Genomic DNA, 19431 nt, shown 5'->3' with positions numbered 1-19431 from the left:
GACCGGGGCCGCCGCGCCCGCCGCCCGCCCGACGGCCCCGGTCCGGCCCGCCTCCGTGCCGGCCGCCGCCGCGCTCCCCGTCATCGCGAAGCCGCCGATCCGCAAGCTCGCGAAGGACCTCGACGTCGACCTCCTCGAGGTGCAGGCCACCGGCCTCGCCGGCGAGGTCACCCGCGACGACGTCATCCGCCACGCCTCCCAGGCCAGCGTCTTCCGCAACATCCAGACCCCCGCCTGGGGCGACGACCGCGAGGAGCGCATCCCCGTGCGTGGCGTCCGCAAGGCGATCGCCGCCGCGATGTCGACGAGCGCGTTCACCGCGCCCCACGTCAGCGTCTTCGTCGACGTCGACGCGACCCGCACCATGGAGTTCGTCAAGCGCCTCAAGAACTCGCCCGACTTCGCCGGCGTCAAGGTCTCGCCGCTGCTCATCATGGCCAAGGCCATCATCTGGGCCGTCCGCCGCAACCCCACCGTCAACTCCGCCTGGACCGACACCGAGATCGTCGTCCGCCACTACGTCAACCTCGGCATCGCCGCGGCCACCCCGCGCGGACTGCTCGTCCCCAACGTCAAGGACGCCCAGTCGATGAGCCTCCTCGAACTGGCCCAGGCCCTCGAGAAGCTCACCCTCGACGCCCGCGACGGCAAGACCACCGCCGCCGACATGCAGAACGGCACCATCACCATCACCAACATCGGCGTCTTCGGGATGGACACGGGCACCCCGATCCTCAACCCCGGCGAAGTCGCGATCATCGCCCTCGGCACGATCAAGCAGAAGCCCTGGGTCGTCGACGGCGAGGTCCGCCCCCGCTTCGTCACCACGGTCGGCGGCTCCTTCGACCACCGCGTCGTCGACGGCGACGTGGTCAGCCGCTTCGTCGCCGACGTCGCCAGCGTGCTGGAGGAACCGGCGCTGCTGCTCGACTGAGCGGGCGGTGCTCGATTGAGCGGATTCCTCCTTCGTCGTCATCCGTTCCGCGGTCGGCTGTCCGAGGTGGGGCGTTTCGTGGAGCGGGGAGCGTACCGCTACGGCGAATCGCTGGAACACGATTCGGCGGTGAGCTGGGCGGTGCTCGATCGGGCGGATTCCTCCTTCGTCGTCATCCGTTCCGCGGTCGGCTGTCCGAGGTGGGGCGTGTCGTGGAGCGGGGAGCGTACCGCTACGGCGAATCGCTGGAACGCGATTCGGCGGTGAGCTCGGCGGTGCTCGATCGGGCGGATTCCTCCTTCGTCGTCATCGGCTCCGCGGTCGGCTGTACGAGGTGGGGGCGTTTCGTGGAGCGGGGAGAGCGGGGGAACGGGGCAGCGGTCAGCGGGGGGAGACGGCGAAGGAGTGCAGGGCGAGGGCGTCGCTCAGGCGGGCGGCGACGCGGGCGCCGCGGACGCTGGTGCCCTGGGGGTCCAGCGGCGGGCTGACGACGGCGGCGCCGAGGCGGCCAGGAGCGAAGAGGACGAGGGCGCCCGAGACGCTCGACTTGGCGGGGACGCCGACCGCGCGCATCCAGCGGCCCGAGCCGTCGTAGACGCCGCACGTCGCCATGACCGCGATCACGTCGCGCGCGACCGACGCCGGCACGACCCGCTCGCCGGTCCCCGGGTGCACGCCGCCGAACGCGAGCGTCGCGCCCATCGCGGCCAGGTCGCGGACGTCGACCAGCACGGCGCACGCCCGGGCGTACGCGGAGACGGCGTCGTCGGCGCTGCGGTGCAGGGTGCCCTCCGCGCGCATCAGGTGCGCGAGGGCGTGGTTCCGGTCGCCGAGGAGGTGCTCGTCGGCGGCGACGCTCTCGTCGACGGAGAGCGGGCGGCCGGCGAAGGCGGAGAGGCCGCGGAGGATGCGCTCGCTCCGGCCGTCGGCGTCGCCGCCGTCGACCAGGGCGGCGGTCAGCAGCGCTCCCGCGTTGACCATCGGGTTCGGCGGGCGCCCGGTGCCGCTCTCGAGCTTGAGGGCGTCGAAGGCCTCGCCGGTGGGCTCGATGCCGACGCGGTCGAGCGCGTCGCCGCCGGTGTCGAGGAGCGCGAGCGCGAACAGGAACGGCTTCACGGCCGACTGGATGCTGAACCGCTCCTCCGCGTCGGCGCTCGCGCGGACGGACCCGTCGGGCAGGACGAGCGCGATCGCGCAGAGACCCGGGTCGGCGTCCGCGAGCGCGGGGATGCTGTCGTCGACCTCGCCCCCGTCGTCCGGCAGCACCTCCCGGCGCAGCGCCTCGAGGTCGAAGGCCAGGGGATCGGGGAGGGGGCTCATCCGTCCACTCTGTCAGGGCGGGGAGCCCGTCGCGTCCCGGGCCTCAGACGAGCCCGAACTCCGCGTCCAGCGCGTCCAGCTCCGCGGCGAACGACGCGCGCAGACTCTCCTTCTCATCGGCGGGCAGCCAGGAGGCCTCCGCTCCGGTGAGCGCCATCGCGCGCAGCTGCGCGGCGCTCGCACCGATCGGGCCGGCGGCGAGGCGGTACTCGTCGGCGAGGGTGGTCGGGAACACCCCGGGATCGTCGGAGCAGGGCACGACCCGCAGTCCCGCGTCGAGCATCGCCCGGATGGACGCGCGCCGCCAGGGCCGCCAGGAGCGGCGCGAGGTCGTCGAGGCGACGGTGAACACGACGCCCTGCTCGCGGACGCGCTCGACGACGGCGGGGTCCTCGAGGACGAAGTAGCCGTGGTCGATCCGGTCGCAGCCCAGCAGATCGAGGCAGGTCGTCGTGTTGGTCGCGGTCGGGGCGTGCTCGGAGGAGTGGGCGGTCCGGCTCAGGCCGGCCTCCCCGGCGAGGCGGTAGGCGTCGGCGAAGCGCTCGGGCGGACCCGCCGTCTCGAGGTTGTCGAGCCCGATCCCCGCCACGTACTCGTGGGGGTGGCGGACGACCTCGCGGACCAGCTCGAGCGCCTCCTCCCCGCTGTGGCCCGGGGCCTGAGCCGGGACGGTTCCCGACGGGGCCCGCGGGTCCGCGCGGCTCCGGGAGGCCGGAAGCGGTCCCGCGGGTCGGACGCCGCTACGCCGTGAGCGCGACCGCCGTCCACGAGACGGGCGGGAGGGTCAGCGTCAGCACGCCGTCCTCGAGCGTCGCCGTGGCCTCGCGCAGGCGCACGCGGTTCTGGTCGTCACGCGTGTTCTTCGCGTAGGGGTCCTCGTCGAACAGGGCCAGCGCCTCCGCGATGCTCGAGACTCCGAGGCCGCTGACGTCGACGGTGACCTCGATCGGCTCCGTCTGCGACCGGTTCACCAGGAAGACGGCCGCGCGGCCCTCGTCGACGGTGGCGACGGAGTCGATGAGCGGAGCGTCGCCGTGACGGGCGGTCGAGTAGGTCCCCGCGTCGATCCGGGGGCGCAGCACCGAGCCGGAGGCCAGGCGTGCAGTGGTCGAGAACGGGAAGAACGTGGTCTGGCGCCACGCGGCTCCGCCCGGCTCGGTCATGATCGGCGCGATCACGTTGACGAGCTGCGCGAGGGAGGCGGAGGTGACCCGGTCGGAGTTCTTCAGCAGCGTGATCATCAGGTTGCCGAGGACGACGGCGTCGGCGACGGAGTAGACGTCCTCGAGCAGGCGCGGGGCGTAGGCCCACTCGCGGGCGCTCTGGTCGCCCTCGGCGTCGGCCTTCTCCTTGGCCTGCCACTCCTCGAGGTACCAGACGTTCCACTCGTCGAAGGAGAGCTTGATGTCCTTCGTCTTCTTGAGCTTGAACTTCACGTGGTCCACCGTCGCTGCGACGGTGGCGATGAAGTACTCCATGTCGAGGGAGGAGGCGAGGAAGGAGCCGAGGTCTCCGTCGTACTCCTGGTAGTAGGCGTGGCACGAGACGTACTCGACGTCGTCGTACGCGTGCTCGAGGACCACGCGCTCCCACTCGCCGAAGGTCGGCATCGACGAGCTCGACGAGCCGCAGACGACCAGCTCGAGCGAGGGGTCGGCGATCTTGAGGGCCTTGGCGGTGCGGGAGGCGAGCTTGCCGTAGTCGTCGGCGCTCATGTGGCCGACCTGCCAGGGGCCGTCCATCTCGTTCCCGAGGCACCACATGCGGATGTCGTAGGGCTCGGTCCCGCCGTTGGCGATGCGCTGGTCGGCGAGAGCGGTGCCGGCCGGTCCGTTGGCGTACTCGAGGACGTCGAGCGCCTCGAGGACGCCGCGGGTGCCGAGGTTGACGGCGTACATGATCTCGCTGCCGGTCAGCTCCGCCCACTTCGCGAAGTCGTCCAGCCCGACCTCGTTGGTCTCGAGCGAGTGCCAGGCCAGGTCGCGGCGGCGGGGGCGCTCGGAGCGCGGGCCGACGCCGTCCTCCCAGCGGTAGCCCGAGACGAAGTTGCCGCCGGGGTAGCGGATCGTCGTGGTGCCCAGCTCCTTGACCAGCTCGACCACGTCGAGGCGGAAGCCGTCCTCGTTCGAGGCGGGGTGGCCGGGCTCGTAGATGCCGTCGTACACGCAGCGGCCGAGGTGCTCGACGAACGAGCCGAAGAGGCGCGGAGTGACGGGGGCGACGACCGCGGCGGGGTCGAGGCTGATGCGCGCGGTGGCGGCGGGGGCGTCGGTCATGAGGGCCTTTCGGGCTTCGGGCTCCCGCAGCGGGCTCGGCGGCGAGCGGTCTTTCTAACGTTGTACACGATGGTCCGCCCCGGCTCGGCCGCTGTCAAGAGCGGCACGGGGCCCACCCGCCTCGCTGCGTGCCGCTCCCGAGGTCGGCCGCCCTCCTCCCGCATCGACCCTCCCCGCCGCCGCTCAGCGCACCTGTGCTCGACTGGGCGGGTGCCCTCCTCCGATGCCGTCACCGACGCCTGCTCCGAGCTCGCCGACCGCGCCGACGCCCTCGCGGCGTCGCATCCCCGCCCGCGCGCGTTCCTCGCGGCCGTCGCGAAGGACGTCGCCGGCATCCGCAGCGCCCCGCTCGGCGCTCTCGACCTGGCGCACGGCGGCCGCAACCGGGTCCGGGGGAAGGGCTTCCGCCGCCCCTACGACGACGGCACCCGCGGCCAGGCCCGCCACTTCGCCGGCGTCGCGGGCGCCACGCTGTACCTCGGCGGCCCGCTCGCGCACCTGTTCCTCCGGACCGTCGGCGGCGACGTCCGCGGCTCGGCCGACGACCGGCTGACGACGCGGGCCGTGGAGTGGAGTCGGCTCCTCCGCCGCGGCGAGCTGGCCGTCGCGGACGCGGGAGCGTGGATCCGCCGCGAGATCTGCGGCAGCGGGACCTGCGCCTAGGCCCCGGCCGACGCCCGGCCGACCGGCGGGTCCTCCGCGATCGGCCGGCCCGCGGTCGACTCCCGGGCGACCACGGTGAACGCCGCCTCGTGGAGCGTCCCGGGGCCGGTGCGGGTGCCCTCGATCCGGGCCTGCAGCACCTCGACCGCGGTGCGCGCGATCTCGTCGCGCCCCGAGTCCACGGTGGAGAGGCTGGGGGAGGAGTAGCCCGCCTCGTCGATGTCGTCGAAGCCGATCACCGCCACCTCCTCGGGCACGCGGACCCCCGCCTCCTGGAGCGCGCGGACCGCGCCGAGCGCGAGGGTGTCGTTGAGTGCGAACACGGCGTCGAAGTCGAGCCCGGAGGCGAGCACGCGGCGCATCGCCTCGGCGCCGCCGGAGCGCCGCCACGGGCCCGAGACGCCGATCATCCGCTCGTCGTAGGCGATGCCGGCCTCGGCGAGCGCGGCGCGGTAGCCCTCGAGGCGGAGCGACGCCGAGCTGACAGCGGCGTCGGGGTGCGTCCCGAGCGCCACGATCCGGCGCCTTCCGGAGGCGAGCAGGTGCGCGGTGGCCGCGCGCGCCGCCGCAGTGTTCTGCATGGTGACGTGGTCGACCAGCCCGGTGAAGATCCGCTCGCCGAGCAGCACCAGGGGGAAGCCGACCGCGAGTGCGTCCTCGTCGGCGAGGCCCAGCGGGCTGAAGAGCAGCCCGTCGGTGAGCTGCCGGCGCTCGCTCGCCAGGACGCTCCGCTCGCGCTCGGGGTCGCCGCCGGTCTGCTCGATCAGCACCGTCAGGCCGCGCTCGTCGGCGGCGCGCATCACGCTGTCGGCGAGCTCGGCGAAGTAGGGGAGGCTCAGCTCCGGCAGGGCGAGGCCGATCACGCCGGTGCGGCCGCGGCGCAGGCTCCGGGCGGAGAGGTTGGGGCGGTAGCCCAGTTGCGCGATGGCCGCCTGCACCCGGGAGCGGGTGGCCGGGCGCACGTGCGGATAGTCGTTGATCACGTTCGAGACGGTCTTGATCGAGACGTCGGCGGCGCGGGCGACGTCGTGCAGCGTGACGGCCACGGTCCTCCCTCCGCTCGGCCCTCACGCTACCCCGGGGCTCCGCTCCGGCCTGTCGCGGATCGACGCCGGGGCGGCGTGCGGGCGGGGCGCGCCGCCGGAGCAGGACGCGCCCCGCGGCCGATCAGGTGTACCAGCTGGGCTCGGGGACGGTGTCGAGCAGGGCGAAGACGCCGACCTCGCGGCGCTTGTAGGGCAGCGGATCGTGCAGGGAGTGGGTGCGGAGGTTCCGCCAGTAGAGGTCGAGTCCGACCGAGCTCGCGGAGGCGCGAGCGCCGGTCAGCTCGAAGACGCGGGTCGCCGTCGCGAGGCCGTCCTCCACGATCCGCGCCTTGGCGGCGGCGATCCGCACGGCGATCTCGCCGCGGCGCCGAGGCGTCAGCTCCTCGCGCGGAGCGTGCAGCGCGGCCGAGAGCGCGGCCCCCGTCGCGTCGATCAGCGCCTCGTCGGCCCAGAGCCGGGACTGCAGGTCGCCGTATCCCTCGAGCACGTACCACTCGTCGCCGGCGCGCTCCTTGTCGTCGCCGCCGTACGGCCAGGCCCGGGTGCGCTCGCGGGTGTACTGCGCCGCGCGCTCGAGAGCTCCCTGCGCGATGCCGAGGTAGAACTCGGCGAAGACCTGCTGGATGACGGGCACGTTGAGGGTGTTGTAGACGAGCGGACGGTAGACCCTGTCGACGAAGCCGGCCGCCGCCGCCCACGGCACGCGGACGCCGCGGATCTCGACGGAGCCGGACTCGGTGAGCCGCTGGCCGAGGCTGTCCCAGTCGCGGCCGAAGACGATCCCCTCCTGATCGGTGGGGACGATCGCGAAGAGGTGGGTGTCCGTCCCCTCGAGCACCCCCTCGAGCACGGTCAGGTCGCTGACCACGCCGCCGGTCGAGAACGACTTGCGGCCGGTGAAGACCAGCTCGTCGCCCTCCTCCCGCACGGTGAGGTCGGAGTCGCGCGGGTTCACCGCGCCTCCGTAGAGGAGGTCCCCCTCGGTCGCGAGCTGCTCGACCGCGATGATCTGCTCAGGGGTCCCCACGAGGCGGGCCGCCCAGGCCCAGAGGTAGTGGTAGCCGAGCAGCTGGCCGATCGAGCCGTCGCCGCGCGCGACGGTGCGGACGACGCGGAGGGCGGTGGTCCACTCCTGGGCGCCGCCGCCGTGCTCGGCGGGCCCGAGCAGCGTGACGAGGCCGGCCGCCTTGAGCAGGGCGACCTCGGCGAAGGGGGCGGCGCCGGCGCGGTCGCGCTCGAGGGCGTCGGTCGCGAGCACGGCGGCGACCTCCTCGGCGCGGACGAGCCAGGCGTCGGGGGAGTCGGGCCGGGGGGCGGCCGACCAGTGCTCGGCGGCGGCGCCGATCGTCGTCGCGGCGTCGGTGCCGATGGTCGTCGGTGCGGTGGTGGTCACGGTGTCCTCGTCTCGTCGGGGGCGGTGTGCAGCGACTGTGCCAGGGGCGAGGTGCCCGGAGCGAGGCGCGTGTCGCCCCGTGTCCGCGTGTGTCGGCGGATGACCGGCGGGCGCCTCCGCACGATTTTGACAATCGTTATCAATAGCCGTTAGCGTGGGGGCACCCGCCCGGCCCCTGACCCAGATCGGCTCACCGTGAAGACCCGCCTCCTCGCCCTCACCGCCCTCCTCGGCGGCACCGCGCTCGCCCTGAGCGGCTGCTCCGGAGCGGGCAGCGCCTCCGACAGCTCCTCCGCCGCCGCCGCGGGCGGGCGCGTGAAGGTCGTCGCGTCGACGAACGTCTACGGCGACCTCGTCTCGAGCATCGGCGGCGACCTGGTCGAGGTGACCAGCATCATCGACAGCCCGGACAAGGACCCGCACGAGTACGAGGCCACCGCCCGCGACCAGCTCGCCGTGTCCGGCGCGACCCTCGTGATCGAGAACGGCGGCGGCTACGACCACTTCCTCGACACCATGATCAGCGCGGCCGGCACCGAGGCCCCCGTCATCACGGCCACCGTGATCGCCGGCCTGGAGGACGTCCACGACCACGCGGAGGAGGAGGAGTCGGAGGGCGGGCACGAGCACGCGGAGTTCAACGAGCACGTCTGGTACGACCTCTCGGTGATGAAGGAGGTCGCGGGGCGGATCGGCGACGAGCTCGCCGCGCTCGACCCCGACAACGCCTCCGCCTACTCCGCCAATCTCGCCACCCTCGACGAGGGGCTCGACGCGCTGATCGCCCGCGAGGGCGAGCTGAAGGGCGCGCTCTCCGGCCGCTCCATCGCGATCACCGAGCCCGTCCCGCTGTACATGACCGATGCGCTCGGCCTGACCGACGCGACTCCCGAGGCCTTCAGCGAGGCGGTCGAGGAGGGCACCGACGTCCCCGCGACCACGCTCCAGGAGACGCTGGCGCTGTTCTCCGGCGAGGCCGTCGACGCGCTGATCTACAACGAGCAGACCGAGGGCGCGCAGACGGACGCGGTGCTCGACGCCGCGAAGGCCGCCGGGATCCCGGCCGTCCCCGTCACCGAGACGCTGCCCGAGGGCGACGACTACACCGGCTGGATGACCGCCAACCTCGACGCGATCGAGGGAGCCCTCTCCCAGTGAGCCACGACTCCCCGACCAGGCCCGTCTCCCCGGAGGCGGGCCCTTCGGCGTCCGTGCTGCGGCTGCGCGGCGCCGGGCTCCGCTTCGGCGACCGCGAGCTGTGGAGCGGCGTCGACCTCGACGTGCGCGCCGGCGAGTTCGTCGCGGTGCTCGGGGCGAACGGCTCCGGAAAGACGAGCCTCCTGCGCGCGGTGCTCGGTCAGCAGCAGCTGAGCGCGGGGGAGCTGCAGGTGCTCGGCGAGCCCGTGCACCGCGGCAACCGGCGCATCGGCTACATCCCGCAGCAGAGGCTCGCCGACGAGGGCACTCCGCTGCGCGCGCGCGATCTGCTCGGGCTCGGGATCGACGGCCACCGGTTCGGCCTGCCCCTGCCCTCCCGCTCCCGGCGCGCGGCCGTCGACGCGCTGCTCGAGGCCGTCGGCGCCACCGCCTTCGCCGACGCCCCCATCGGCAGCCTGTCCGGCGGCGAGCAGCAGCGCGTCCGCGTCGGCCAGGCGCTCGCGGGCGACCCGGCGCTCCTGCTCTGCGACGAGCCGCTGATCGCGCTCGACCTCGCCCACCAGCGGGCGGTCAGCGAGCTGATCGACCGGCACCGCCGCGAGCGGAACCTCGGCGTCCTCTTCGTCACGCACGACGTGAATCCGGTGCTCGGCATGGTGGACCGCGTGCTCTACCTCGCCGGCGGCCGGTTCCGGATCGGCACCCCCGACGAGGTCCTGCGCTCGGAGGTGCTCAGCGAGCTCTACGACGCACCCGTCGACGTGATCCGCGCCCGGGGCCGGGTCATCGTGGTCGGCGCCCCCGACCACTCGCACGTGCACGAGCACGAGGAGGGGCAGTCGTGACGGACGTCTGGTCGCAGATCTTCGACTTCTCGGACTACGGAGCGCTGCTGTCGCTGCTGATGAACTCGGTGATCGCCGGCGCGGTCCTCGGAGTGGTCGGCGGGCTCATCGGCGTCTTCGTGATGTCGCGCGACATGGCCTTCGCGGTCCACGGCATCAGCGAGCTCTCGTTCGCGGGGGCGTCCGCGGGGCTGCTGCTGGGCGTCGGCGTCGTCGAGGGATCGATCGTCGGCTCGCTGATCGCGGCCGTCCTGATCGGCGTGCTCGGCTCGCGCGCCCGCGACCGCAACTCGATCATCGCGGTTCTGATGCCGTTCGGACTCGGCATCGGCATCCTCTGCCTGGCCCTCTACCCGGGCCGCAGCGCGAACAAGTTCGGCCTGCTCACGGGTCAGATCGTCGCGGTCGACGACCCGCAGCTCGGGTGGCTGATCGGCATCTCGGTGGTCGTCCTCGTCGGTCTCGCGCTGATCTGGCGCCCCCTCACCTTCGCGAGCGTCGACGCCGACGTGGCGGCCGCGCGCGGCATCCCCACCCGGGCGCTCTCGATCGCGTTCATGCTCCTGCTCGGCCTCGCGGTCGCCGTCTCGGTGCAGATCGTCGGCTCGCTGCTCGTGCTCGCGATCCTGGTGACTCCGGCGGCCGCGGCGCTGCGCCTGTCCGCCTCGCCGGTGGTCGTGCCGCTGCTGAGCGTGCTCTTCGCCGTCGGCGCGCTGGTGGGCGGCATCCTGCTCGCGCTGGGCGGATCGATCCCGATCAGCCCCTACGTGACGACGATCTCGTTCGCGATCTACGCGGTCTGCCGGATCATCGGCCGCAAGGGCGTCCGGCGCTCCCGGCTCGCCGTCGGCGGGGGGCGGTAGCGTGGCCCGGGTCGTGCGGAGTGGAGGTGGTCCAGTGGTCAAGCGCAACACGTGGCAGCGCGAGGCGGTGCGCGAGGCTCTCGGGCGTCGCGAGGACTTCGTCAGCGCCCAGGGCCTGCACAGTGCGCTGCACGCCTCCGGCTCGCCGATCGGGCTCGCGACGGTCTACCGCGCGCTCTCGGACCTGGCCGTGGAGGGCGAGGCCGACTCGCTGCAGTCGCCCGAGGGCGAGAGCCTCTACCGCGCCTGCACGCCGGGGACGCACCACCACCACCTGATCTGCCGCCGCTGCGGGCTGACGGTCGAGATCGCGGCCGACGAGGTCGAGGAGTGGGCGCGCTCGGTCGCGTCGCAGAACGGATTCACGGACGCGCACCACGTCGTGGACGTCTTCGGGCTCTGCGCGGCCTGCACCGCGGAGCTCGCCGAGGCCTGACGCCGGTCCGGCCGGGAGCCCGTCCGCGGGCGCCCCTCGATCCTGGTCCGGCTCAGGCCGGGAGGAACACCCCGATCGACCGGTCCTTCACCACGGAGCCGGCGGGCAGCACCCGCCCGCTCATCGCGAGGTAGACGCCCGGCGGCAGCAGCTGCACGGCGGCCACCGCGGTGCCGAGGTTGAACGCGGCGTCGCTGTCAAGCATCCGTGCGGGCTGCATCGCGCCGGTGAGGACGACCACCCGATCGCGGACGACGCCGAGGGCCTCGGCCGTCGCGGTCATCGTGTCGGTGCCGTGGGTGAGGACGATCCGGTCCTCCTCGGCGGCGAGCACCCGCTCGCGGATGAGGGCCCGATCGGCGTCGTCGAGCTCGAGGCTGTCCTTGGCGAGGACCTCCTCGACGCGGAACTCGAGCGTGGTGAGCACCGGGGAGAGCAGGCGCGGCACCATCGGGGCGCCGATCTCGAGCTCGCCGGCGAGCGAGTACTCCTTGTCGACGGTGCCACCGGTGGTGAGGACGAGGATGCGGTCAGTCACGCGATCAGACTAGGCGCCGCCTCCGACACCGGCACGTTCGTGCGCAGTGGCCGCGCCACGGCGGCGCCGGCGGCCCGCATCGGGAACGATGGAGCGCATGACATCCTCCTCCCCCTCCCTCCTCCGCACCGGCGCCAAGGTGCTCCTCGGCTCCGCCCTCCTCTTCGCGGGGGTGAGCCACCTCACCCGCAAGCGGGAGGAGTTCCAGGCGCAGGTCCCCGAGTGGGTGCCGCTGGACAAGGACGCGGTCGTGCTCGCCTCGGGCGTGGTCGAGATAGGGCTCGGCGCCTCGCTGGTGCTCGCGCGCCGCCGGGCGCCGCTGGTCGGAGCCGCGGCCGCCGCCTTCTTCACCGCGATCTTCCCGGGCAACGTCTCGCAGTGGGTGACGCGGACGAGCGCCTTCGGCCTCGACACCGACCGCAAGCGCGCCGTGCGCCTCGCGTTCCAGCCGCTGCTGGTGGCGTGGGCGCTCTGGTCGACCCGTCGTCCGCGGGGCTGATCCCTCTCATCGGATCCCGCTCGCCGGGCGGCACGACGCCGGCCGTGAGCGCGTGCCGCCCGCCGCCCGCCGCAGAGGATCCCCCTCAGCCGTCGCCGTGCTGCGCCTCGGCCAGCAGCGGCGCGAGCAGCTCCTCGATCCGGCGGCGCGCCCCCTCGGCGTCGCCCGCGGCGATCGCCTCGACCAGCTCGGCGTGCTGGCGGGCGTGCACGTCCTCCTCGCCGACGACGTCCTCCTCCAGCACCGACTCGAACATGCCGGTGAGGCCGTCGTAGAGCTCGACGAACAGGTCGTTGTGAGTCGCGACGACGACGGCCCGGTGCAGCGCGGTGTCGGCGGCGATCCGCTCGGCGAGCTCCGGCGCCTCCCACGAGCGGGCCCGGCGGGCCAGCAGGGAGCGGAGGGCGGCGACGTCCTCCCCGGTGCGGCGCTCGGCCGCCAGCGCGGCCGTCGCCCCGTCGATCGCGAACCGCAGCTCGAGGCCCTCCCGGCGGGCGGCGCTCGGGATGCGGCGGCGCAGCGACTCGGCGAGCTGCGAGCGCGCGGTGACGAACGTGCCGCGCCCCTGCTCCCGCCGCACGAGGCCCGCCTGCACGAGGGCCTGGACGGCCTCGCGGACGGAGTTGCGTCCGGCGCCGGTCCAGCGGGCGAGCTCGGCCTCCACCGGGATCCGCTCGCCGACGGCCCAGCGGCCCGAGCGGATCTCCTCGTGGAACAGCGCCGTGACGTGGTCGATCACGCTCTCGCGCTGGAACGGCGCCGCGGGGCTAGACTCGCCAGGATTCATCCCATCATCCTATCTCTCGGGGACTCCATGACCGCAGCACCGACGCTCCGCGCCACCGCCCTCCTGGCCCTCGCCGCCATCGCGATCACCGCGCTGAACCTCCGCACCGCCGTCACCGGCTTCAGCCCGCTGCTCGACACGATCGGCGCCGATCTCGGCTTCGGGCCCTCGCTCTACGGGGCGCTGGGGACGATCGTCACCGCCTCCTTCGCCGTCTTCGGCTTCGTCGCCGCGGCCGTCTCGCGCCGGATCGGCCTGGAGCGCACGCTCGCGATCGCGACGCTGGTGACCACACTGGGCATCGCCCTCCGCGCGCTCAGCCCGAGCCCGGTCGCTCTGGTGCTCTCGACCGTCGTCGCCTTCGCGGGCGTGGGCACCACGAACGTGCTCATCGTGCCGATCGTGAAGCGGTACTTCGCCGAGCGGATCAAGACGGTCAGCTCGCTCTACCTGGCGCTGCTGCAGGTGGGCCAGTTCGTCGCTCCGCTGGTCGCGGTGCCGCTGGCCTCGACGGCGGGGTGGCGCTGGGCGATCGGGATCTGGGCCGTGATGACGGCCGCGGCGTGCCTGCTCTGGGCGGCGCTCGCGGCCCGCGGAGGAGGCGGGGCGGCTCCGGCCGCCGCCGGCGGCCGCGTGGACGGGGCCTGGCGCACGCCGCTGCTCTGGGCGATGGTGCTGATGCTCGGGATGACCGGTCTGCACACCTACGGGATCATCACCTGGCTGCCGACGATCCTCGTCGACGCGGGCGCGGATCCGGCGCAGGGCGGGGCGCTGCTGGCGCTGTTCTCGGTGTTCGGCCTCGCCGCCGCCTTCGTGGTGCCGCCGCTGACGCTGGGGATGCGCAACCCGGTCGTGGTCGTGGTGGTGTGCTGCGCGCTGCTCGCGGTCGGCTACGCCGGCCTCGTCGTCGCTCCGCTGGAGGGAGCCGTGGCGTGGGTGGTCTGCCTCGGGCTCGGCGTCAGCACGTTCCCGATGACGCTGACGCTCGTGAACGCGCGGACGCGGACGACCACCGGCTCCTCGACCCTCTCCGGCGCCACGCAGGGGCTCGGCTACGGGCTCGCCTGCCTCGGTCCGCTGCTGATCGGCGTGCTCTACGAGGCGCAGGGGGACTGGGGCGGCGCGTACGCGCTGCTGTTCGCCGGAGTGGCGGTGCTGCTGGTCAGCGGGATCGTCGCGTGCCGTCCGCGGTTCCTCGAGGACGAGGCGGCGCTCCGCCGGGCCTGAGCGGCGGCGCTCAGCGCGACGCGGCCGGAGCGAGCGCGGAGACGATCCGCCCCAGCCCGAAGCGCCAGGCGCTCTCCACATCGCCGCCGAGGGTGAAGGCGCCGGTGATCTCCATCCCGATGAACCCCGTCGCCCAGGCGGTCAGCGTGCGCGCCGCCTCGAGGGCGTCCTCCTCGCCCGCCAGCTGCGCGGCGAGGTCCAGGAGGCGGGCGCTCGCCGCGTCGCGGTACTCCTGGGCGGCGACGGGCATGCCGGGAGCGGGGGCCGTCACGAGGAGGAACGCGGCCGGCCGCTCGTGGCCGAAGGCGCGGAGGCGGTCGGCGAGCGCGGCGGCGTCCGGGGCGTCGGCGAGGCGGTCGGCGAGCACGGTCAGGGCGTCCGCGGCGACGAGGCGGATCAGCGTCTCGCGTCCCTCGACGCGCTTGTAGAGGGAGGGGGCGCGGACTCCGACGCTCTGCGCGACGGCCTGCATCGTGACCCCGGCGAGCCCGTCGCGCTCGAGGAGCTCGCCGGCGGCGCGCACGATCGCCTCGAGGGAGGTGCGGTCGGGAGTGGGCATGGGCCGAGTATAGCTATTGACAGTAGCCATGATGGCTAACTAGCGTAGCCATCATGGAACTCGGACCCCACCTGCGCCGCATCGGCACCGACATCGTCGCCGTCCACCTCGTCCACACCGACGAGGGCGTCACGCTCATCGACGCCGGCCTGCCCGGTCTCTGGCCGGAGCTCCTGGCCGAGCTGCGCGCGATGGGCCGCACCCTCGACGACGTGCGCGGCGTCGTGCTGACCCACGGCGACTCCGACCACGTGGGCTTCGCCGAGCGCCTGCGCCGCGATCACGGCGTGCCGGTCCACGTGCACGCCGCCGACGCCGAGCGGGCGAAGGGCGGGGCGAAGCCGAGGACCGCGACACCGCGGCTGCGCGTCCTGCCGCTCCTCGGCTTCGCGGCCTACGCGCTGCGGAAGGGCATCGCGACGGTCCCGCCGCTCACCGAGGTCGTCGAGGTGCACGACGGGCAGACGCTCGACCTGCCGGGCGCTCCCCGCGTGATCGCGCTCCCGGGCCACTCCCCGGGGAGCATCGCCGTGCACGTGCCGCTGGCCGACGCGGTCTTCGTCGGCGACGGGCTGACCACCCGCCACGTGCTCACCGGTCGCACGGGTCCGCAGCCCGCGCCCTTCACCGACGAGCCGGAGCAGGCGCTCGCGTCGCTCCGGGCGCTCCTGCCCACCGGGGCGCGCTGGGTGCTCCCGGGCCACGGAGCGCCGTGGAGCGGCGGGATCGAGGCGGCGGTCCGGCTGGTCGAGAGCGCCTGAGGCCCGGAGCCGCTCAGGAGGCAGGGACGAGCTTCCAGCGGTCGGCGAGGATCTCGAGGCCCTTGTCGAAGGTCGCCGACCACGCCGTGACGTCGTGGGCGCTGTCCGGCACCTCGAGGTAGGTGGCGCTCATGCCGGCGGCGACGGCCGCGGCGTAGACGGTCTTCGCTCCGGGGAGGAACGAGGTGTCCTCGGCGCCGACTCCGAAGATCGCGACGGTGCCGGTGTAGGGGGCGTTCGCCGCGAGGACGTTCACCGGCTTCGCGGCCTCGTAGGCGGCCTGGTCGCCGCCGAACCCCTGCGCGACCGTCGCCGCCTCGCTGCCGAGGGTCGGCGCGAGCTCGCCCGAGGCGTCGACGATGTTGCCGAAGAGCGACCGGTGGCCGGCGCCGAGCTGGATCGAGCAGGTCCCGCCCTGCGAGAGGCCGCCGATCGCCCAGTGCTGCGCGTCGCCGAGCACCGGCAGGTTGGCGCGGATCCAGTTCGGGACGTCGACGGTGAGGTAGGTGGCCGACTTCCCGAGCGGCGAGTCGACGCACATCGGGTTCCTGTCCGGATCGCCCAGCTGGTCGGGCGACACGACGATCGGCGCGAGGCCGGCGTGCGCGGCGGCGTAGGCGTCGAGGGTCTGCTGGAACTTCTCGGTCGAGAGCGGATCGGAGGGCGACCCCGGCTGCCCCGAGAGCATGATCATCACCGGCAGCAGCGGCGGGGTCGCGGTGAGGGCCGCGGGCGGGAGGTAGACCACGGCGTCGCGGGCCGGGAAGCCCGACGCGGTGGCGGGGATGGCGACCGTCGAGACCGAGCCGACGGCGGGCATCCCGGCCGGGGCCGTCCAGGTCGCGAGGTCCGAGTGCGGTCCGTCCGCGGCGGCGACCGGCACGGAGGAGTCGGAGTACGCGCTGATCCCGAGCGCGCTGCGCACCGTGGGGTACTGGCCGAAGTCGATGTTGACGGTCATCGCGGCCGCCGCGACGACGAGCACTCCGGCCGCGAGCGACGCGAGCACCCCGCGCGCGCGCCGGCGGGCGATCGCGTGTCCGAGGACGACCAGGGCGACGCCCAGCCCGCCGATCCCCAGGCCGATCGCGACCCGGGTGACCGGCGTGAAGTCGACGCCGAACGGGCCGTCGGGCCCGTCGACGAGGGCGGCCAGGGCGGCGCCGCCGATCAGGCCCAGGAGGAGGACCGCGACGGCGATCCCGCCGCGCCGGGAGCGCCCGCGGCGGGGAGCGCGGACGTGGGCGGCGAGCAGGAGGAGGAGCGCTCCGATCGCGAGCACGTAGACGGCGACGACGAGGGGGCCGGAGACGAGGCTCAGGTCGAGGAGAGAGGTCATGCGTCGATCCGGTCGGAGGGTGCTCGGGCGGGCGTCAGTCTGGCGGCGGTCTCTGGAGGAGAGCCGGGAGCTGTCGGGAGCGATTCTCCTCCCCGGGCGCGGATCCACCGAGCTCTCCACCGATCGGGCGCAACCCCGCGCGCCGCGCCGCCGCTCCCGCCTAGCGTGGGACTCCCGACGCACACCGCGCCCTCACGAAGGAGCCCGCACCATGACGCAGCACCCCCGCCTCGAGACCTCCTCCCGCGAGGCCCGCGCATGAGCCGCGGAGTCGCCGTCGTCACGGGCGGCACGGCCGGGCTCGGACGCGCCACGGTCCGCGAGCTCGCCTCCCGCGGCTGGGACGTCGCCGTGCTGGCGCGCGGCGAGGACGGACTGGCGGCCACGGTGGCCGAGATCGAGCAGAAGGGCCGGCGCGGGCTGGGCATCCCGACCGACGTGGCCGACCGCGAGGCCGTCGAGTCGGCGGCCGACCGGGTCGAGGCCGAGCTCGGCCCGATCGAGCTGTGGGTCAACGACGCGATGGTCGGCGTCTTCGGCGAGTTCCTCTCGACCGAGCCCGCCGACTTCGAGCGCGCCGTGGGCGTCAACTTCTTCGGCTTCGTCAACGGCACCCGCGCAGCCCTCTCCCGGATGACCCCGCGCGACCGCGGGCACGTCATCCAGGTCGGCTCCGCCCTCGCGCACCGGGGCATCCCGCTGCAGGCCGCGTACTGCGCCTCCAAGTTCGGCGCCCGAGGCTTCACCGAGGCCGTCACCGCGGAGCTGCTGCACGCGAAGAGCCGCGTGCGCCTGTCCGAGGTCGACATGCCGGCGCTCAACACCATCCAGTTCAACTGGGTGAAGTCGCAGCTGCCGCACCACCCGCAGCCCGTGCCGCCGATCTACGAGCCCGAGGTGGGCGCGATCGCGATCGCCGACGTGGCCGACAAGCCGCGCCGCCGCACCTGGGTCGGCGAGCCGACCGCGGGCACCATCCTCGGCGACCGCTTCGCCGGGCGCTTCATGGACTGGTACCTCGCCCGCAGCGCCTTCGACGGTCAGCAGGCCCCCGACAAGACGGAGCCGATGCTGCCGAACAACGTCTACGAGCCGGTCCCCGGCGATCACGGCGCCCGCGGCCTCTTCAGCGACCGCGCGCACACCATGACGCCCCAGATCTGGATGATCCGCCACCGCGCCCTGAGCTACGCGGGGGCCGCCGCGGCCCTCGCCGCCGGCGCCGCGGGCGTCGTCTCGGCCCTGCGGAGGAAGTGACCGTGGTCGACGCCGTCGTCATCGGGGCGGGGCCCAACGGCCTCGCCGCCGCGGTCACGCTCGCGCGGGCCGGGCTCTCGGTCACCGTGCTCGAGCGCAACGAGACGATCGGCGGCGGCGCGCGCACGGCGGAGCTGACGCTGCCCGGCTTCCACCACGACGTCTGCTCGGCGGTGCACCCGATGGCGCTCGCGTCCGGCTTCTTCCGCGCCTTCGGGCTCGACCGGCGCATCGAGCTGGTCGTCCCCGAGATCTCGTACGCGCATCCTCTCGACGGCGGCCGCGCGGGCATCGCCTACCGCGACCTCGACCGCACGGTCGAGGCGCTGGGGCGCGACGGAGCGGCGTGGCGCGCCCTGATGGGACCTCTCTCCGAGCGGGCCGACCGCGTCGCGGGCTTCACCAACGACGCGCTGCTGCGGATCCCGACGGACCCGAGCGTGCTGATCCGCTTCGGACTGCGGGTGCTCGAGCAGGGCACCCCGGTGTGGAATCTGCGCTTCCGCGAGGACGTCGCCCCGGCGATGTTCTCCGGGGTCGCCGCGCACTCGATCCGCCCGATGCCGAGCCCGTCGACGGCCGCGGCCGCCCTGGCGCTCGGCGCCTACGCCCACGCGCGCGGCTGGCCGGTGCCGATCGGAGGCAGCCAGTCGATCGTCGACGCGCTCGCCGACGACCTCCGGGCGCACGGCGGCACCATCGAGACCGGCGTCGAGGTGACCTCGCTCTCCGAGCTGCCCCCGGCCCGCGCCGTGCTCGTCGACGGCACGCCGACGGCGCTGCTCGCGATGGCGGGGGACCGGCTGCCCCCGGCGTACGCCGCGGCCCTCCAGCGCTTCCGCTACGGCAACGGCGTGGCCAAGGTCGACTTCGCCCTCGACGGGCCGGTGCCGTGGACGAACCCGGAGCTCGCCGGCGCAGGCACGTTGCACGTGGGAGGCAGCCGCGCCGAGATCGCGGCCGCCGAGCGCGACGTGAAGCGCGGCCGGCACAGCCGCAGCCCCTACGTGCTGGTGGCGCAGCCCTCGATCGCCGATCCGACCCGGGCGCCCGAGGGCAAGCACGTCCTCTGGGCGTACACGCACGTCCCCCGGTACTCGCCCGCCGACCAGCAGGAGGCGATCACCGCCCAGATCGAGCGCTTCGCCCCCGGGTTCCGCGACCGCGTGATCGGCGCCTCCTCGATGACCGCCCGCGACATGCAGGCCTACAACCCGAACTACCTGGGCGGGGACATCGCTGCCGGAGCCGCGAGCGTCGCGCAGCTGCTCTCGCGCCCGGTCCCCACGACCGACCCGTGGCGGACGCCCGCGAAGGGGCTCTACCTCTGCTCCTCGTCCACCCCGCCCGGGCCGGGCGTGCACGGCATGGCCGGCTGGCACGCCGCCCGCAGCGCGCTGCGGCACGAGTTCGGGGTGCGCGAGTCGCCCGACCTGTCGCCGGAGGCGCACCCGGCCTGAGCCGCCGCCGTTGCGCTGCGCCCGTCGCCGGCCCCGGCCTGCCAGGCTGAGGGACGGCGCCGCCACG

At 74.2% G+C, this 19431-nt stretch carries 20 protein-coding genes; 11 read left to right on the top strand and 9 right to left on the bottom strand.

What is annotated here, in order from left to right:
* Window positions 1-934, top strand: a 934-nt coding sequence (locus C5C35_RS14045) for a dihydrolipoamide acetyltransferase family protein (RefSeq protein WP_104263362.1), incomplete at its 5' end; no start/stop codon positions are given.
* 381 nt (window positions 935-1315) lie between these two features.
* On the opposite strand, the gene glsA is transcribed toward C5C35_RS14045, so the two are convergent.
* The 3 genes from glsA to C5C35_RS14030 all read right to left on the bottom strand — a co-directional run bounded on the left by glsA (window position 1316) and on the right by C5C35_RS14030 (window position 4530).
* Complete coding sequence (glsA, locus tag C5C35_RS14040) at window positions 1316-2254, bottom strand: glutaminase A (RefSeq protein WP_104263361.1); 939 nt, start codon at window positions 2252-2254, stop codon at window positions 1316-1318.
* A gap of 43 nt (window positions 2255-2297) precedes the next feature.
* Complete coding sequence (locus C5C35_RS14035; RefSeq protein WP_104263360.1) at window positions 2298-2879, bottom strand: hypothetical protein; 582 nt, start codon at window positions 2877-2879, stop codon at window positions 2298-2300.
* A gap of 115 nt (window positions 2880-2994) precedes the next feature.
* The gene (locus C5C35_RS14030) at window positions 2995-4530 is read right to left on the bottom strand and encodes an alpha-N-arabinofuranosidase (protein WP_104263359.1); all 1536 of its coding nucleotides are present in this window, start codon (window positions 4528-4530) and stop codon (window positions 2995-2997) included.
* A gap of 210 nt (window positions 4531-4740) precedes the next feature.
* On the opposite strand from C5C35_RS14030, the gene C5C35_RS14025 reads away from it, so the two are divergent.
* Complete coding sequence (locus tag C5C35_RS14025; protein WP_104224546.1) at window positions 4741-5193, top strand: hypothetical protein; 453 nt, start codon at window positions 4741-4743, stop codon at window positions 5191-5193.
* Here C5C35_RS14025 and C5C35_RS14020 read toward each other — a convergent pair.
* Window positions 5190-6239 carry a LacI family DNA-binding transcriptional regulator gene (locus tag C5C35_RS14020; RefSeq protein WP_104263358.1) on the bottom strand — a complete coding sequence of 350 codons (1050 nt, stop codon included), beginning with the start codon at window positions 6237-6239 and terminating at the stop codon, window positions 5190-5192. The two genes, C5C35_RS14025 and C5C35_RS14020, sit on opposite strands and share 4 nt — an antisense overlap.
* A 121-nt stretch (window positions 6240-6360) precedes the next feature.
* Window positions 6361-7632, bottom strand: a complete 1272-nt coding sequence (locus C5C35_RS14015) for an acyl-CoA dehydrogenase family protein (RefSeq protein WP_258066420.1) — start codon at window positions 7630-7632, stop codon at window positions 6361-6363.
* Between the two features lie 195 nt (window positions 7633-7827).
* Between C5C35_RS14015 and C5C35_RS14010 the strand changes: the two genes are divergently transcribed.
* From C5C35_RS14010 to C5C35_RS13995, 4 genes are read left to right on the top strand one after another with little or no spacing between them, the layout of a single operon-like run.
* On the top strand, window positions 7828-8790 hold the full coding sequence (locus C5C35_RS14010) for a metal ABC transporter solute-binding protein, Zn/Mn family (protein ID WP_104263357.1): 963 nt from the start codon (window positions 7828-7830) through the stop codon (window positions 8788-8790).
* Complete coding sequence (locus C5C35_RS14005) at window positions 8787-9635, top strand: metal ABC transporter ATP-binding protein (RefSeq protein WP_104224543.1); 849 nt, start codon at window positions 8787-8789, stop codon at window positions 9633-9635. The genes C5C35_RS14010 and C5C35_RS14005 overlap by 4 nt, the downstream gene beginning before the upstream one ends.
* 59 nt (window positions 9636-9694) lie before the next feature.
* Window positions 9695-10498: a metal ABC transporter permease gene (locus tag C5C35_RS14000; RefSeq protein WP_104224551.1), complete on the top strand. Its 804-nt coding sequence runs from the start codon at window positions 9695-9697 to the stop codon at window positions 10496-10498.
* A 34-nt stretch (window positions 10499-10532) separates the two neighbouring features.
* Window positions 10533-10934, top strand: coding sequence for a Fur family transcriptional regulator (locus tag C5C35_RS13995; protein WP_104238381.1), 402 nt, complete (start codon window positions 10533-10535; stop codon window positions 10932-10934).
* A 52-nt stretch (window positions 10935-10986) separates the two neighbouring features.
* On the opposite strand, the gene C5C35_RS13990 is transcribed toward C5C35_RS13995, so the two are convergent.
* A complete protein-coding gene (locus C5C35_RS13990) occupies window positions 10987-11472 on the bottom strand; it encodes an asparaginase domain-containing protein (RefSeq protein ID WP_104263356.1) in 486 nt (161 codons plus the stop codon).
* An 88-nt stretch (window positions 11473-11560) separates the two neighbouring features.
* Between C5C35_RS13990 and C5C35_RS13985 the strand changes: the two genes are divergently transcribed.
* Window positions 11561-11971, top strand: coding sequence for a hypothetical protein (locus tag C5C35_RS13985; protein WP_181027249.1), 411 nt, complete (start codon window positions 11561-11563; stop codon window positions 11969-11971).
* Window positions 11972-12056: 85 nt separating this feature from the next.
* On the opposite strand, the gene C5C35_RS13980 is transcribed toward C5C35_RS13985, so the two are convergent.
* Complete coding sequence (locus tag C5C35_RS13980) at window positions 12057-12758, bottom strand: FadR/GntR family transcriptional regulator (protein WP_104261299.1); 702 nt, start codon at window positions 12756-12758, stop codon at window positions 12057-12059.
* A gap of 27 nt (window positions 12759-12785) precedes the next feature.
* Between C5C35_RS13980 and C5C35_RS13975 the strand changes: the two genes are divergently transcribed.
* Window positions 12786-13988 (top strand): MFS transporter, encoded by a 1203-nt coding sequence (locus C5C35_RS13975; RefSeq protein ID WP_104263355.1) that lies wholly within the window; start codon window positions 12786-12788, stop codon window positions 13986-13988.
* Window positions 13989-13998: 10 nt separating this feature from the next.
* Here the strand turns inward: C5C35_RS13975 and C5C35_RS13970 are convergent, their stop codons facing one another.
* On the bottom strand, window positions 13999-14547 hold the full coding sequence (locus tag C5C35_RS13970; protein ID WP_104263354.1) for a TetR/AcrR family transcriptional regulator: 549 nt from the start codon (window positions 14545-14547) through the stop codon (window positions 13999-14001).
* 53 nt (window positions 14548-14600) lie between these two features.
* Here C5C35_RS13970 and C5C35_RS13965 point away from each other — a divergent pair, with 53 nt between their 5' ends.
* Window positions 14601-15308, top strand: coding sequence for an MBL fold metallo-hydrolase (locus C5C35_RS13965; RefSeq protein ID WP_104263353.1), 708 nt, complete (start codon window positions 14601-14603; stop codon window positions 15306-15308).
* Between the two features lie 13 nt (window positions 15309-15321).
* Here the strand turns inward: C5C35_RS13965 and C5C35_RS13960 are convergent, their stop codons facing one another.
* Entirely contained in the window at window positions 15322-16647 is a 1326-nt protein-coding gene (locus C5C35_RS13960; protein WP_104263352.1) for an esterase family protein, read from the bottom strand.
* Between the two features lie 258 nt (window positions 16648-16905).
* Here C5C35_RS13960 and C5C35_RS13955 point away from each other — a divergent pair, with 258 nt between their 5' ends.
* Together C5C35_RS13955 and C5C35_RS13950 are read left to right on the top strand one after the other, a co-directional pair.
* On the top strand, window positions 16906-17904 hold the full coding sequence (locus C5C35_RS13955) for an SDR family oxidoreductase (RefSeq protein WP_104233564.1): 999 nt from the start codon (window positions 16906-16908) through the stop codon (window positions 17902-17904).
* 2 nt (window positions 17905-17906) lie between these two features.
* Entirely contained in the window at window positions 17907-19364 is a 1458-nt protein-coding gene (locus tag C5C35_RS13950; RefSeq protein WP_374953123.1) for a phytoene desaturase family protein, read from the top strand.
* The last annotated feature ends 67 nt before the right edge of the window (window positions 19365-19431 follow it).

Origin of the sequence: Rathayibacter sp. AY1F8 (genome assembly GCF_002932165.1) — a bacterium.
Classification (GTDB): domain Bacteria; phylum Actinomycetota; class Actinomycetes; order Actinomycetales; family Microbacteriaceae; genus Rathayibacter.
The sequence above is the reverse complement of the archived record's forward strand: the minus strand, read 5'-3'. Positions and strand labels throughout refer to the sequence as shown.

Bases quoted from the DNA above. Each gene is read 5' to 3' on its own strand.
- C5C35_RS13965 (WP_104263353.1), top strand. From the start codon at position 14,601: ATGGAACTCGGACCCCACCTGCGCCGCATCGGCACCGACATCGTCGCC.
- glsA (WP_104263361.1), bottom strand. From the start codon at position 2,254: ATGAGCCCCCTCCCCGATCCCCTGGCCTTCGACCTCGAGGCGCTGCGC.
- C5C35_RS14030 (WP_104263359.1), bottom strand. From the start codon at position 4,530: ATGACCGACGCCCCCGCCGCCACCGCGCGCATCAGCCTCGACCCCGCC.
- C5C35_RS14000 (WP_104224551.1), top strand. From the start codon at position 9,695: ATGAACTCGGTGATCGCCGGCGCGGTCCTCGGAGTGGTCGGCGGGCTC.
- C5C35_RS13975 (WP_104263355.1), top strand. From the start codon at position 12,786: ATGACCGCAGCACCGACGCTCCGCGCCACCGCCCTCCTGGCCCTCGCC.
- C5C35_RS13985 (WP_181027249.1), top strand. From the start codon at position 11,561: ATGGAGCGCATGACATCCTCCTCCCCCTCCCTCCTCCGCACCGGCGCC.
- C5C35_RS13980 (WP_104261299.1), bottom strand. From the start codon at position 12,758: ATGAATCCTGGCGAGTCTAGCCCCGCGGCGCCGTTCCAGCGCGAGAGC.
- C5C35_RS13960 (WP_104263352.1), bottom strand. From the start codon at position 16,647: ATGACCTCTCTCCTCGACCTGAGCCTCGTCTCCGGCCCCCTCGTCGTC.
- C5C35_RS13955 (WP_104233564.1), top strand. From the start codon at position 16,906: ATGAGCCGCGGAGTCGCCGTCGTCACGGGCGGCACGGCCGGGCTCGGA.
- C5C35_RS13970 (WP_104263354.1), bottom strand. From the start codon at position 14,547: ATGCCCACTCCCGACCGCACCTCCCTCGAGGCGATCGTGCGCGCCGCC.